Origin of the sequence: Rhizobium sp. ERR 1071, from assembly GCF_007828675.1 — a bacterium.
GTDB classification, from domain to species: Bacteria; Pseudomonadota; Alphaproteobacteria; order Rhizobiales; family Rhizobiaceae; genus Rhizobium; species Rhizobium dioscoreae.
The window spans coordinates 1-14,113 of sequence record NZ_VITM01000009.1; the positions used below are offsets into that span (position 1 = coordinate 1).

Annotated in this window: 14 protein-coding genes; 12 read left to right on the forward strand and 2 right to left on the reverse strand. The window is 59.0% G+C overall.

What is annotated here, in order from left to right:
• The 3 genes from nrdE to FBZ99_RS24855 form a co-directional block, all read left to right on the forward strand.
• A partial coding sequence (gene nrdE / locus FBZ99_RS24845) for a class 1b ribonucleoside-diphosphate reductase subunit alpha (RefSeq protein ID WP_145635531.1) occupies positions 1–1,422 on the forward strand: 1,422 nt, incomplete at its 5' end.
• Positions 1,423–1,442: 20 nt separating this feature from the next.
• On the forward strand, positions 1,443–2,417 hold the full coding sequence (gene nrdF, locus FBZ99_RS24850; RefSeq protein WP_113351072.1) for a class 1b ribonucleoside-diphosphate reductase subunit beta: 975 nt from the start codon (positions 1,443–1,445) through the stop codon (positions 2,415–2,417).
• A 197-nt stretch (positions 2,418–2,614) separates the two neighbouring features.
• Entirely contained in the window at positions 2,615–3,439 is an 825-nt protein-coding gene (locus FBZ99_RS24855; protein WP_113350932.1) for a glycerophosphodiester phosphodiesterase family protein, read from the forward strand.
• 110 nt (positions 3,440–3,549) lie between these two features.
• On the opposite strand, the gene FBZ99_RS24860 is transcribed toward FBZ99_RS24855, so the two are convergent.
• Positions 3,550–3,828, reverse strand: a complete 279-nt coding sequence (locus FBZ99_RS24860) for an HU family DNA-binding protein (protein WP_069609985.1) — start codon at positions 3,826–3,828, stop codon at positions 3,550–3,552.
• Between the two features lie 353 nt (positions 3,829–4,181).
• Between FBZ99_RS24860 and FBZ99_RS24865 the strand changes: the two genes are divergently transcribed.
• From FBZ99_RS24865 to FBZ99_RS24895, 7 genes are all read left to right on the forward strand, one after another.
• Positions 4,182–4,403: a hypothetical protein gene (locus FBZ99_RS24865; RefSeq protein WP_095437446.1), complete on the forward strand. Its 222-nt coding sequence runs from the start codon at positions 4,182–4,184 to the stop codon at positions 4,401–4,403.
• 166 nt (positions 4,404–4,569) lie between these two features.
• A complete protein-coding gene (locus tag FBZ99_RS24870; RefSeq protein ID WP_145635533.1) occupies positions 4,570–5,568 on the forward strand; it encodes a Tim44 domain-containing protein in 999 nt (332 codons plus the stop codon).
• A 195-nt stretch (positions 5,569–5,763) separates the two neighbouring features.
• A complete protein-coding gene (locus FBZ99_RS24875) occupies positions 5,764–6,588 on the forward strand; it encodes a class I fructose-bisphosphate aldolase (protein ID WP_113350934.1) in 825 nt (274 codons plus the stop codon).
• A gap of 21 nt (positions 6,589–6,609) precedes the next feature.
• Positions 6,610–7,767, forward strand: a complete 1,158-nt coding sequence (locus FBZ99_RS24880) for a Gfo/Idh/MocA family protein (RefSeq protein ID WP_145635535.1) — start codon at positions 6,610–6,612, stop codon at positions 7,765–7,767.
• A complete protein-coding gene (locus FBZ99_RS24885; protein ID WP_113350936.1) occupies positions 7,764–8,435 on the forward strand; it encodes a D-lyxose/D-mannose family sugar isomerase in 672 nt (223 codons plus the stop codon). The genes FBZ99_RS24880 and FBZ99_RS24885 overlap by 4 nt, the downstream gene beginning before the upstream one ends.
• On the forward strand, positions 8,435–9,493 hold the full coding sequence (locus FBZ99_RS24890; protein WP_113350937.1) for a carbohydrate kinase family protein: 1,059 nt from the start codon (positions 8,435–8,437) through the stop codon (positions 9,491–9,493). The genes FBZ99_RS24885 and FBZ99_RS24890 overlap by 1 nt, the downstream gene beginning before the upstream one ends.
• A 100-nt stretch (positions 9,494–9,593) precedes the next feature.
• The gene (locus FBZ99_RS24895; RefSeq protein ID WP_113350938.1) at positions 9,594–10,604 is read left to right on the forward strand and encodes a zinc-dependent alcohol dehydrogenase family protein; all 1,011 of its coding nucleotides are present in this window, start codon (positions 9,594–9,596) and stop codon (positions 10,602–10,604) included.
• 13 nt (positions 10,605–10,617) lie between these two features.
• Here the strand turns inward: FBZ99_RS24895 and FBZ99_RS24900 are convergent, their stop codons facing one another.
• Complete coding sequence (locus FBZ99_RS24900; protein ID WP_113329244.1) at positions 10,618–11,637, reverse strand: LacI family DNA-binding transcriptional regulator; 1,020 nt, start codon at positions 11,635–11,637, stop codon at positions 10,618–10,620.
• Between the two features lie 650 nt (positions 11,638–12,287).
• Between FBZ99_RS24900 and kdpF the strand changes: the two genes are divergently transcribed.
• The gene (gene kdpF, locus FBZ99_RS24910; protein WP_041678183.1) at positions 12,288–12,377 is read left to right on the forward strand and encodes a K(+)-transporting ATPase subunit F; all 90 of its coding nucleotides are present in this window, start codon (positions 12,288–12,290) and stop codon (positions 12,375–12,377) included.
• Between the two features lie 27 nt (positions 12,378–12,404).
• Entirely contained in the window at positions 12,405–14,108 is a 1,704-nt protein-coding gene (gene kdpA / locus FBZ99_RS24915; protein ID WP_113350939.1) for a potassium-transporting ATPase subunit KdpA, read from the forward strand.
• Positions 14,109–14,113 lie beyond the last annotated feature (5 nt).

Here is a 14,113-nt window from a genome sequence, read left to right on the forward strand (position 1 = left end):
TTCTCCTACGCCAACCAGCTTGGCGCGCGGCAGGGGGCGGGCGCCGTCTACCTGAACGCTCACCATCCCGACATCATGCGCTTCCTCGATACCAAGCGCGAAAATGCCGACGAGAAGATCCGCATCAAGACGCTGTCGCTCGGCGTGGTCATTCCGGACATTACCTTCGAGCTCGCGAAGAACAACGAGGATATGTACCTCTTTTCACCCTATGACGTGGAGCGCGTCTATGGCGTGCCGTTTACCGAGATTTCGGTGACGGAGAAGTATCGCGAGATGGTCGCCGACAGCCGCATCCGCAAGAAGAAGATCAAGGCGCGCGAATTTTTCCAGGTGATCGCCGAGATCCAGTTCGAGAGCGGCTATCCCTACATCATGTTCGAAGACACGGTGAACCGCGCCAATCCGGTTGCCGGCCGCATCACTATGAGCAATCTCTGCTCGGAAATTCTGCAGGTCAGCGAAGCCAGTGAGTATAACGACGACCTCTCCTACAAGCGTATGGGCAAGGACATCTCCTGCAATCTCGGTTCTCTGAATATTGCTGCCGCAATGGACAGCCCGGATTTGGGCAAGACGATCGAGATGTCAATCCGGGCGCTGACCGCCGTCTCCGACATGAGCCATATCTCCTCCGTACCCTCGATTGAAAAGGGTAATGACGAAAGCCATGCGATCGGTCTCGGCCAGATGAACCTGCACGGCTATCTCGCCCGCGAGCGCATTTTCTACGGTTCGGAAGAAGGCGTCGACTTCACCAACATCTATTTCTACACGGTGACCTACCACGCCATTCGCGCCTCGAACCTGCTCGCTGTCGAGCGCGGCCAGAGCTTCAAGGGCTTTGAGAATTCGAAATATGCTTCCGGCGAATATTTCGATAAATATACGAACCGGGAATGGAAGCCGGCGACCAAGCGCGTCGCAGAAATCTTCGAAACTGCCAGCATCGCCGTCCCAACGCAGGAAGATTGGCTCGCATTGAAGAAAGCCGTCATGGAAGGCGGGCTCTATAACCAGAACCTGCAGGCCGTGCCGCCGACCGGCTCGATCTCCTACATCAACCACTCGACCTCCTCGATCCACCCGATCGTCTCCAAGATCGAGATTCGCAAGGAAGGCAAGATCGGCCGCGTCTATTATCCAGCCGCCTTCATGACGAACGACAATCTCGACTATTACCAGGACGCCTACGAGATCGGGCCGGAAAAGATCATCGATACCTATGCCGCGGCCACTCAGCATGTCGACCAGGGCCTGTCGCTGACGCTGTTCTTCCGCGACACCGCAACTACGCGCGATATCAACAAGGCGCAGATCTATGCCTGGAAGAAGGGCATCAAGACTATCTACTACATCCGGCTTCGCCAGATGGCGCTCGAAGGCACGCAGGTTCAGGGCTGCGTTTCCTGCACGCTCTGAACCTTTGAGGGACGATGAAAATGAACATGCAATTCAAGCCGTCAAGCCGGGTTCGCGCCATCAACTGGAACCGCATCGAGGACGACAAGGATCTTGAGGTCTGGAACCGCCTGACCGGCAATTTCTGGCTGCCGGAAAAGGTGCCCTTGTCGAACGATATTCAATCCTGGGCGACGCTGAAACCTGAGGAGCAGCAGCTCACCATCCGCGTCTTCACCGGCCTGACGCTGCTCGACACGATCCAGAATGGTGTCGGCGCCGTCAAGCTGATGGCTGATGCCGCCACGCCGCATGAAGAAGCGGTGCTGTCGAACATCTCCTTCATGGAAGCCGTGCACGCACGCTCCTATTCGTCGATCTTTTCGACGCTTTGCCTGACGCCTGACGTCGATGACGCCTATCGCTGGTCGGAGGAGAACGAGTTCCTGCAGAAGAAATCGACGCTGATCATGGAGCAGTATGCCTCCGGCGATCCCTTGAAGAAGAAGGTTGCAAGCGTCTTCCTTGAAAGCTTCCTGTTTTATTCCGGCTTCTATCTGCCGATGTTCTGGTCGAGCCGCGCCAAGCTTACCAATACGGCCGACATGATCCGTCTCATCATCCGTGATGAAGCCGTGCATGGCTATTACATCGGTTACAAGTTCCAGCGCGGGCTCGAGCGGCTTTCGGAAGAGCGCAGGCAAGAGATCAAGGATTTCGCCTTCGATCTTCTGCTGGAGCTTTATGACAACGAAGCCAAGTACACCGAGGCGCTCTATGATGGCGTCGGCCTGACTGAGGACGTCAAGAAGTTCCTGCATTACAACGCTAACAAGGCGCTGATGAATCTTGGTTATGAGGCGCTCTTTCCGGTCGAAGCCTGCAAGGTCAATCCGGCCATCCTCTCGGCACTATCTCCGAATGCGGATGAGAACCACGACTTTTTCTCAGGCTCCGGCTCGTCCTATGTCATCGGCAAGGCCGTCGCCACCGAGGATGAAGACTGGAATTTCTAAGATTGCATCTTCCGCCGCCTGGATAATTTATCCATCGTTTCCGATCGCAGCTATTAGGCTGCGATTGCTGTTCTAAGATGTCGGTGGCAGCGATCGGCATCGCGCTTTGCAGATCTGTCAAAATCCCATGATACGCCTCGTTGAAGACGTGCGATTCTGGGCGATTTGCGCGTATTTCCGCGAGATAAGGGCCTATCATGGACTATGCCGACTATATCGCCGACCCCTCGCGCGATTGTGCGATCGTCGTTCATCGTGGGATCTGGCGCGCCGCGCCGGAAAACAGCCTGCTTGCGATCGAGCGGGCGATTTCAGCCGGCTACGATGTGGTCGAGATCGATGTGCGATGCAGCAGCGATGGCGAGTTCTTTCTTCTGCATGACGATACGCTCGAGCGAACGGCTGGCCTCGCCCGAGAGGCGGAGGGGTTGACGCTGCAGCAATTGTCGAACCTGAACCTGCGCGATCGTGATGGCGGCGAGACGAACCGGATGACCGATGAAAAGCTGCCGAGCCTGAAGGACGTCTTCGATCTCACGCGCGGTCGCATTTTCCTGCATCTCGATGTCAAGCGCAGAGACATGATCCCCGGCGTGATCGCCTGCGCCCGGGCGATGGGCGTCGATCGGCAGGTCGACTTCTGGAGCGATCTGAAAACCTCGGACGATCTCGCCTGGATCCAGAGCAGCGTGTCGCCGGAGATGGTACTCCTCATGGCGAAAACACGCCTCGGTTCTGTGGATGCCGAGAGCCAGCTTGATCTTCTCCGTCAGCTCAAGCCGCTGCTCTGTGAAATCTACTTCGACAGTCTTGACCAGCTCGCGGCGCGCAAGGCGCTTTTTGTGGATGCGGGTATGCGCCTGTGGGTCAATACCCTCGATTCCGTTTCCTGCGCGGGCTTCACGGATACTGCCGCCCTGCAGGATCCTGCTGCGATTTGGGGCAGACTTGTCGATGCCGGCGTCTCTGCCATCCAGACGGATGAGGCTGAGGCGCTGAGGATCTATCTCGATTCGCGTTGACCAGCCCTTCGATGCGATCAGCAAGCGCGGTCGCCTTCGTTTGAAAACGCAAACGGCCGGCTCTAACAAATAGAGCCGGCCGTTGAACTGTGGGATCCTAACGATCCGGATTACTTGTTGAGCGCATCCTTCAGCGCCTTGGCCGGCGTGAAGGCGAGCTTCTTCGATGCTGCAACCTTGATGGTTGCGCCCGTTCCCGGATTGCGTGCTTCGCGCGCCGGCGTATCCTTGACTTTGAACTTGCCAAAGCCCGGGATCGAGGTTTCGGCGCCGGATGTTGCGGCTCCGGTAATGGCTGCAAAGACGGCTTCGACAATCGCCTTGCTCTGGACTTTGGTAAGCTTGTGGTCTGCAGCAATCTTGTCTGCAATTTCATTGGTGGTGGTCATGAGGCTTCCCCCGCATTGATGACGGTGGAATCATTTCCATTGCCGATGTCCATTGTCACCTGGAGTCCGGGCCGGAAAGGCTTAGAATGCCCGTATTTCCACAGGTTCCGACGCATCGAGGCCATTTCGAACGCTTTCCGCAAGCGATTTTCCAGGCAAGGCCTCGGTTAGGCCGGCCGAGAGGAGAGCGGTCAGCGCTATCCGCAGACGCCTGCGAATCTGCGGAAGGACCGGAATCAGAGATCCGGCACCCCTTCACCATACGGATGCGAGCGGTAACGGAGTCATTGAAACTGGCCTTTTGCCCGGCAGGTCTATAGAGGCTTGGCTGTGATCAATAGATGGAACGGACAATGGAACACGAGATCAAGATAGACAACCGCGGTGATTTCGGGCTTTGGGCCATCGAGGTCGCAAAGCAGATCATCAGTGATGAGGGCTTTGAATTGGCAAGAGCCGCACGGGACGGCACGGAGGATGATGTCCGCGCGGCCGGTAACGCACTTGGCCAGGCCATCACCAATGCGATGATGGAAGTCTATGACGGTTTGATCGAAGGAGCGGATGAAGATTAGGATCGTCTTCGAAGGGTGTGGCCAGTCATCCGCATGCTCGCGCGGCTGGCTTGCTCTGGATTGAAATCTGAAACTTGCACCAACTTAAAATCGCAGCCTTACAATCACGAACAGGCATCCCCATATAGGGGCGGGTTAGTCTTTCTGCCCTATGACAGGAGAGCCAATGTTCAGTGCAGTACCGCGTTTCGCCAAGATCGCAGCCATCGTCGTCCTTGCCGCCGCGTCGTCTTTAGCGACCTTTGACGCTGCCGATGCACGCCGAGCTGGATCCAGCGGCTTCGGAAGCCGCGGAACGCGCACCTTTGATACCCCGGCCATAACACGGACGGCGCCTACGCAGGCTGCCCCGATCGACCGGTCGATGACGCAGCGGCCGCAGCAACAAACGACGACGCAGCCGCCGCTCGGCGCGCCGCAGCGTCCAGGTCTTTTCGGCGGCTTCGGTGGGTCGATGATCGCGGGCCTGATTGCCGGCGGTCTTCTGGGCATGATGCTCGGTCACGGTTTCGGCGGCGGCATCGGCTTCCTCGGCATGCTACTGCAGATCGGTCTGATCGTGCTGCTGATCAGTTTTGCCATGCGTTTCTTCGCAAACCGCCAGCGGACACAATATGCAGCACCGGGATCGGGCACGTCCTACAATATGAATCCGATGAACAACGCAGGTGTTTCCCCGCGCCCTTCCTTCTCCATCCCGTCTATCGGCGGTGGAGCGGCGGCCGCGCCGAAGGCGCGCCAAGCCAATGACGAGATCGGGTTGCAGCAGGCCGATCTCGATCGCTTCGAGCACCTTCTGACAGAAATCCAGTCGGCCTATGGTAAGGAAGACTATGCCACGCTGCGCCGGCTGACCACGCCGGAGGCGATGTCCTACCTCGCCGAAGAACTTGGGGAAAACGCGACCAGCGGCGTGCGCAACAGCGTTTCCGACGTCCGGCTGCTGCAAGGCGATATCGCCGAAGCGTGGCGCGAGGACAATGCCGAATATGCGACGCTTGCCATGCGCTATTCGAGCATCGACGCGATGGTCGATCGCGCGACCGGGAAACTCGTCGACGGCGACGATCGTAACCCTTCGGAAACGACGGAACTCTGGACCTTCGTGCGCAAGCCGGGTTCGGACTGGACGCTTTCAGCGATCCAGGGAACGGAGCTGCACTGATCTGCGCAGTTTCCGCAGAGCCCCGCCTCGCGAGGGATCGCGGGCGGCTGGCCATGTCCATAAACTGATTGTTCTCATCCTTTAAACTTGAAGACGTCAAGCGGCTGTCGAAGACGACGCTGCATCCGCCTTGACTCGCCAAATCTGTCCTCTAATGTGCCGATGTGGAAACGTTACCACATCGGGAGGAAATAGATGAAATCCGCGCGGTTCAACCGCCTGTTCGGCGTGTCTGGAAATTGTTTCGACGTCGCCATAGACCATGGCATGTTCAATGAACGGACCTTTCTCGCCGGCATCGAGGATATGCGAACGGCGATCAAGGTCATTGCCGATGCCGCGCCCGATGCCATCCAGCTTCCGCCGGGCACTGCACCCATTCTGCAGGCTATTCCCGGCAAAAGTCGTCCGGCTTTGGTGCTGCGGACCGATATCGCCAATATCTACGGCAATCCGCTGCCATCGGCGCTGTTTTCCGAAATGATCGACCGAGGCGTGGAGCAGGCCGTCGCACTCGACGCCGCCTGTGTGGTCGTCAATCTTTTGATGCTGCCGGACCAGCCGGAAGTTTATCGCGCCTGCGTGCGCAACGTGAACAGCCTGAAGCGCGAATGTGAGATTTACGGTATGCCCCTAATGGTCGAGCCGCTGGTCATGCAGGATAATTCCAAGGGTGCCTACATGGTCGATGGGGCGATCGACAAGATCCTGCCGCTGGTACGTCAGGCTGCCGAACTTGGCGCCGACATCATCAAGGCCGATCCCTGTGACGACGTGCGGGAATATCACCGCGTCATCGAGATTGCTCAGGGCTTGCCCGTACTGGTGCGTGGCGGCGGCCGCGTCTCGGATCAGGAAATCCTTTCACGTACGAAACAGCTGATGGAGCAGGGCGCCCGCGGTATCGTCTATGGCCGCAACGTCATCCAGCACGATAATCCGGCCGGCATGACGCGCGCCCTGATGGCGATCGTCCATGAGGAGGCTTCCGTCGAAGACGCCTCGCGGCATCTCGCCTGACGCATCCCGGGAGGAGGAAACATGAAGAAGGTATTCCGCTTCGGCGTCATCGGCTGCGGCCTGATGGGGCGTGAATTCGCAAGCGCCGCCGCACGCTGGCTGCATCTTGCCGACACGAGGGCACGGCCGGAAATCGTTGCCGTCTGCGACACCAATGAGGCGCTGCTCGACTGGTTCAAGGACAATGCGCCGTCGGTTCGGCAATTCACCAGCGACTATAAGGAGCTGCTCGCCAATCCGGATGTTGACGCGGTCTATTGCGCCGTGCCGCATGTGCTGCATAAACAGTTTTACGTCGATATCCTGAAGGCCGGAAAGCATCTGCTGGGCGAAAAACCGTTCGGCATGGATGCGGCACAGAACCGCGAGATCATGGCGGTGCTTGCCGAGAACCCGAAGCTTCTGGTTCGCTGCTCGTCGGAAATGCCTTTCTTCCCTGGAGCGCAGAAGGTCATCGCGCTCGCCGAAAGCGGTGAGATGGGTGATATCCTCGAAGTCGAGGCCGGTTTCCTGCATTCTTCCGACATCGACAGGCAAAAGCCAATCAACTGGAAGCGCATGGCCGATATCAATGGCGAATACGGCTGCATGGGCGATCTCGGCATGCATGTGCTGCATGTACCGCTGCGGCTCGGCTGGCGTCCGCAGACCCTGCACGCGCAACTGGTCAAGAAGATCATCGAGCGCCCGGACGGCAAGGGCGGCATGGTGCCGTGTACGACCTGGGACAATGCGACGATCAGCAGCCGTGTGCAGACAAAAGATCAGGATTTTCCGATGGTGCTGAAGACCTGGCGCATCGCGCCGGGCGAAGCCAATACCTGGTATATTCGCATCCTCGGCATGAAAAAGAGCGCCTTCTTCACCACCAAAGCGCCGCGGCAGTGGCAATGGATGGATTATACCGGCGGTGCCCAGGTCTGGAGTACCGAGGACCTCGGATACGGCTCATTGTTCCCGGCTATCACCGGCAAGATCTTCGAATTCGGCTTCGCCGATGCCATCCAGCAAATGTGGGCTGCCTTCGTCGATGAATTGGCCGGCGGAAACGCCAACGGCTTCACCTGTGCCACGCCGGAAGAGGCGCAGGCGCATCACGCAGTGCTGACGGCGGCACTGAAATCCGGCCGTGAAAATATCGTCGTGCCGGTCGATTACGAAGGAGCGACCGTCCGATGAAGCGCTCGGAAATCAATGAAGCGCTGCGGCGCGCAAGCAAAATCGTAGACCATTGGCGCTGGTCGCTGCCAGAGTGGGGTTATTGGACCGCGGCGGACTTCGCTGCAAATCCGGAGGCGGCGCGCTATCTGCGTAGTCATCAGCTGGGGTGGGATGTCACTGATTTCGGCTCGAGCCGTTTTGCCGAATGCGGCCTCGTGCTCTTCTGCCTGCGCAACGGCATCGTCGGTGTCGAAGGCGAACGCACCTATGCCGAAAAGCTGCTTTTCGTTGAGGAAGGGCAGGTCACGCCGACCCATCGTCACCAGGCGAAGATGGAAGACATCATTAACAGGGCCGGCGGCGATCTCGTCATTGAATTCGCTGCGACCGATGCCGAGGGCAATGTGCTGCAGGATGATGTGACCGTCCCGGTCGACGGCTTGCCGAAAAAACTTGCGGCATGGGAGCCGTTGGTTCTTTCTCCTGGCCGGAGCGTGACGATCCCCACCGGGCTCTATCATCGCTTCTACGGCCGCAAAGGCGGCGGTCCGGTCTTTGTCGGCGAAGTCAGCCAGGTCAATGACGACAATAGCGACAATTACTTTCTGGAACCGATCGGGCGCTTCGCCGCGATCGAGGAGGACGAGCCGCCGCTCAGGCCTCTATGGAATGAGGCAGGTGGCTGATGCGGACCGGGGAGGAGGTTCGCGACGGCGAAAAGAAGGACCACGGAGGTATCGTCTGCGCGGGAAACTTCATCGTCGACCGTGTCCATACGCTGTCCTACTGGCCCGAGCAGGGTAATCTTGCTTATATTCAGCATCAGGATGTGGGCGTTGGCGGCGGGGCCGCCAATGTCGTCACCGATCTCGCCTCCCTCGGCTTTCCCGGGAAGCTTGCCGCCGCAGGCTGTATCGGGGCGGATATCGATGGCGGGATCGTCAAGGCGCGGCTTCAGAGCGCCGGTATCGATGCAAGCGGTCTGCGGGAGCTTCCCGACCGCGCAACAGCCCATACGCATGTCATGAACGTGCCGGGGCAGAACCGCACTTTCTTCTATCACGGCGGTGCCAATGATGCGGTGACGGACGCGCTCCTCTCGCCCGCGACCTTTGCCAACGCCGGTTACCGGCTGTTCTATCTCGGCTATCTAATGCTCCTGCCTGGTCTCGACATGCTCGATGCGGATGGCCGATCCGGAGCATCGCGCCTGCTAGAGGCCGCGCGCAATGCCGGCCTGATCACTTGCGTCGATTTCGTCTCCAGTGAGGATCCGGAATTCGCGGCAAAGGTTGGCGCTGCGCTGCCCTATTGCGATTATCTTGTCATCAACGAAATCGAAGCAGGGCGGGCAACCGGCGTGACCGTGCGGGACACGAAAGGGGAGTTGAACGAGACTGCACTTCGGACAGTCGGCGAACGGTTGCTGGAGGCAGGTGTCGCCAAGGGCACAATCATTCACGCTCCGGAAATCTGTTTCTGGTTTGCACCGGGTATGAAGCCAATTGTCTCACGCTCCCGGCCAGTCGATCCGGCTGAAATCGTCAGTACCGTCGGCGCCGGCGATGCTTTCTGCGCCGCTGTACTTTACGGTCTGTATGAGGACTGGCCCGTCGAGCGCATCTGCGCCGTTGCACATGCTGCCGCTGCGCGTTGCCTGAGGGGGGCAACCGCGACGGATGGCATTCCTGACATGGCGGCACTTCTGGAGGATATAAAGGAGATGCAGCTCGCCGGTGTCTAGCGCACCGCGGTGGAGCGGCAACGCGCATCATTGAGTGCTATAGTGCCGATGGGAGCGGCGCGATAGCGAGCGAATCAAATTTTACGCTTGGAGGAGGCGAATGAGGGCAGTCCGTTTGGAAGCAATCGGCGATATGGCCATGCATATGGTCGAGAAACCGAGCGCCGGTCCGGGAGAGATTGTCGTGCGGGTGCTGGCCGCCGGCATCTGCGGGTCAGACCGGCACATGTACAAGGGCGAATATCCGACGGCGATCCCCGTGACCTTGGGCCACGAGTTCTGCGGCCTCGTCGAGGAGGTGGGCGAGGGCGTTACCTCATTCGTGGGCGGTGAACTCGTAACCATAGACCCGAATATCGCTTGTGGCACATGCCCCGCCTGTCGGCGCGGGCGGCCAAATCTCTGCGCCAACCTCACGGCTATCGGCGTGACGCGCGATGGTGGCTTTGCCGAATATGTCGTAGTTCCCTGCGAACAGGCGTTCATACTGCCGGCGGATCTCGATCCCGTTCATGGCGCCTTCTGCGAGCCGCTGGCCTGCTGCATCCATGCCATCGACAAGGCACAAATCCGTCCGGGCGACAGCGTCGCCATATTGGGCGGTGGTGTCATTGGCTTGCTCATGGTCCAACTGGCGCGCCTCGCAGGCGCTGACCAGATCATCCTGATCACGAGGCAGCTGTCACGGCGGGAAGCAGCTTTGCGCCTGGGTGCAACACAGGCCCTCGATCCGACGGCGACCGACGCTGTTGCTGCCGTGCGGGATGCGACCGGCGGGGGCGTCGATGTCGTCATAGAATGCGCCGGCGTTCCCGAAACGCTGCAGACCGGCGTCCGGATGATGCGGCGCGGCGGTGCCTTCGTGCTGTTCGGCGTGACGCCTGCGGGCCTCCAAGTGCCCGTTCTGCCGTTCGATCTGCTCGTCAATGAAGTCGAGATCAGGCCAGCCTATCTCAATCCATTCACCCACGCTCGCGCCGCTGCCATGGTGGCAAGCGGGATTCTTGAGCTGGATTCGCTTGTTACGAAGACGATTGGCCTTGAGGATGTTGCAAGCGTGGTCGGCAGCGCTCCGTTGGCTGGCGAAATCAAGGTCATCGTCCGGCCCTGAGCGCTGCTTGCATTCATGTGCGAACGAGGCCGGTGGAGTCGCGCCGGATCAAGGTGACAGGCACTTTGATGAGGCTGTCCATACGCGGCTCGCCATCGACCTGGTCTTCATCGATCAGGGCCTCCAATCGCCGGACCGCCTGCTCGCCGACGCCGCGGATCGGTTGGGCGATGGTCGTCAGCCGCGGAAAGACATAGGCCGCCTCCGGCAAATCGTCGAAACCGATCACCGAATAGTCGCGAGGCACGGAAAAGCCGTGATCTTGAACGGCGTGGATTGCGGCAATCGCCGAAATATCCGTCGTGCCGATGATAGCAGTCAGTTCGGGCCGAGATGCCAGCAACTCCCTTGCGAGTGGATAGGTCGCCGCGAAGCTGTGCTCCTCGGCCATGGCTATTGCGGCGGGAGCCATGCCGTTTCCAGCCATTTCAGCCGTGATACCGAGAAGGCGAAGCTGGACAGGCTGGCTATGGGCGGGAGCGCCGACAATGCCGATTGCGCGATGACCGAGTTCGATCAGGTGACGGGCCATCAATCGCCCGCCCTCCTCGTGATCGGCCATGACGGCCTCGCCGGCTATTCCGGGAAGCTCGCGGTCGATGGCGACGATCGGGATATGGGCCTCACGCAACGCCTCGAAATGCTCCGTGCTGCCGAAGGCGCTTGCAACGATGACGCCGTCGACGCGCTGAGACAGCAGCATGGAAATATAGCGCGCCTCGTGATCCATGTTTTCGGCGGTGCTGCAGATCAACGTCTGATAGCCGCGCCGGAACAATTCCTGCTCGATGGCGTGGGCAAGGATGCCAAAGAAGGGTACGTCGATGGAAGGCAGCATAAGGCCGATCATGCGGCTCGGCGCGCCGCGAAGCATCCTCGCGCCCTTGCTTGGCGTGTAATTGAGCGTGCGAATGGCTGCTTCCACGCGCTCTCGGAGTTCCGGAGAGGCATAGCCACTGTTGTTCAGCACGCGCGAGACCGACGAGACGGACGTTCCCGCAAGTTTGGCGATATGTCTGATGCTGGTCGTCACTTGCGCGCATTTCTTTGGCTTGCGGTCGAATGGTCGGGAGCAAGACTGTCGGAGTGCAGGCCAACTCGCCCTCGGACTTAATCACCGCCAGAATGCCGCATCAAGCGCCATCCATGCGGTCTTAATATCTGGCTATGCCAAATCTTTCTATATTAGATTTTTTGCATATGGAATGATGCAATCATGGAAGGTGATTGAGATCGATGAAGCATCTTAAATGTCCTGTGCGGATCGTTCAGGAAATTCAATAAAATAGCGGCCCCACGCCCGCGGAATATGCCTCCTTCTTCGAGCGAGTTCGGCAATGCAGGCAGGCATCCGCTTCGCGTATGAACATAGTTTTAGACCGTCATCATCCGCCCCGGCATTTATAAGATTTTTATATCTTCCGCTTTTCCGCCGTCTCGAACCTTAATGCGGTTCGGTCGCATATTACGTCTGGAAGATGCTCCCTAAGTGATCTTCCAGGTCGGCAGGAAAAAGAGGCGCTCTGAGCAAGGGCGCTCTCCATCATTTCTGCATTCAACAATAACAATCAAGGAATCGCGATCAATGATGGACATTATTCTTGTCGGGATCGGCGTTTTATTCTTCCTCCTCTGTGTCGCTTATACCAAGGCCTGCGACAGCCTCTAGTCGGAGAGACGGCAATGCTTCTCGATTACATTCTCGGTGGCGGCGTGACGATCTTTCTCACCGTCTACCTGGTCTATGCTCTCATTCGCCCCGAGCGCTTCTGACAGCGCTGGATAGGGAAAGTTACCTCCATGACCTTCAACGGATGGCTTCAGATCCTCATTTATATCGGGATCCTTCTCCTGCTCGTCAAACCGCTCGGCGGTTACATGACGCGTGTCTTTACCGGCGAGCGCACCTTCCTCTCTTTCGTCCTCCGTCCTGTGGAACGGGGGCTTTATCGTTTGGCCGGCACGGATGAACGCGAAGAGCAGCACTGGACGACCTATTCTGTCTCCATGCTGCTGTTCAGCCTCGCGGGTTTCCTCGTTCTTTACGCCCTGCAGCGACTGCAAGGCAGCCTGCCGTATAATCCGGCCGGCATGACCGCAGTCGGCCCGGAACTGTCCTTCAACACGGCAACGAGCTTCGTCACCAATACCAATTGGCAGAATTACGGCGGCGAGAGCACGATGTCTTACCTCGTGCAGATGGCCGGCCTGACGGTGCAGAACTTCGTGTCTGCGGCAACCGGCATTGCCATTGCCATTGCGCTAATCCGTGCTTTCGCACGTGCCTCGGGCAAGGCGATCGGCAACTTCTGGGTCGATATGGTCCGTGCGACGCTCTACGTCCTCTTGCCGATCTGCATCGTGCTGACGATTGCTTTCGTCTATCTCGGTGTGCCGCAGACGCTCGGCCCCTATGTCAATGCCACGACGCTCGAAGGCGCGCAGCAGACGATCGCCGTCGGTCCCGTTGCCTCGCAGCTTGCCATCAAGATGCTCGGCACGAATGGCGGCGGCTTCTTCAATGCCAACTCGGCGCATCCGTTCGAAAACCCCGACGCCATCTCCAACCTCCTGCAGATGCTGGCGATCTTCGCCATCGGCGCGGCGCTGACCAATGTCTTCGGTCGTATGGTCGGCAGCCAGCGTCAGGGCTGGGCGATCCTGGCTGCGATGGGCACGCTGTTCATCGCCGGCGTGATCGTCACCTATTGGGCTGAAGCGGCAGGCAATCCGCTTATTCATGCACTCGGCATCCAGGGTGGCAATATGGAAGGCAAGGAGGTCCGCTTCGGGATTGCTGCCTCCTCGCTCTTCGCGGTCATTACCACCGCCGCATCCTGCGGCGCGGTTAATGGCATGCTCGACAGCTTCACGGCGATCGGCGGCCTGATCCCGCTCATCAACCTGCAGCTTGGCGAAGTCATCGTCGGCGGCGTCGGCGCCGGCTTCTACGGCATCCTGATGTTCGTCGTCATCGCCATCTTCGTTGCGGGCCTGATGGTCGGGCGCACGCCGGAATATCTCGGCAAGAAGATCGAGGCCAAGGAAGTGAAGATGGCAATGCTTGCCGTGCTTTGCCTGCCCTTCGGCATGCTGATCTTCACGTCGATCTCCGTTGTATTGCCCTCTGCCGTTGCCTCGATCGCCAATGCCGGTCCGCACGGCTTCTCGGAAATCCTTTATGCCTATAGCTCGGCAGCGGCAAACAACGGCTCGGCCTTCGGCGGCCTGACGGGCAATACCTCCTGGTATAATATCACGCTCGGTATCGTCATGCTGATCGGCCGTTTCCTGGTCATCGTTCCGGCCCTTGCGATTGCCGGTTCCCTGATCAGCAAGAAGACGGTTCCTGCCTCGGCCGGCACCTTCCCAACGGATGGTCCGCTCTTCGTGGGCCTGCTTGTTGGTACGATCCTGATCGTCGGCGGTTTGACCTTCTTCCCAGCGCTGGCGCTCGGACCGATCGTCGAACATTTGTCGATGATTGCAGGCCAGACCTTCTAAGGAAT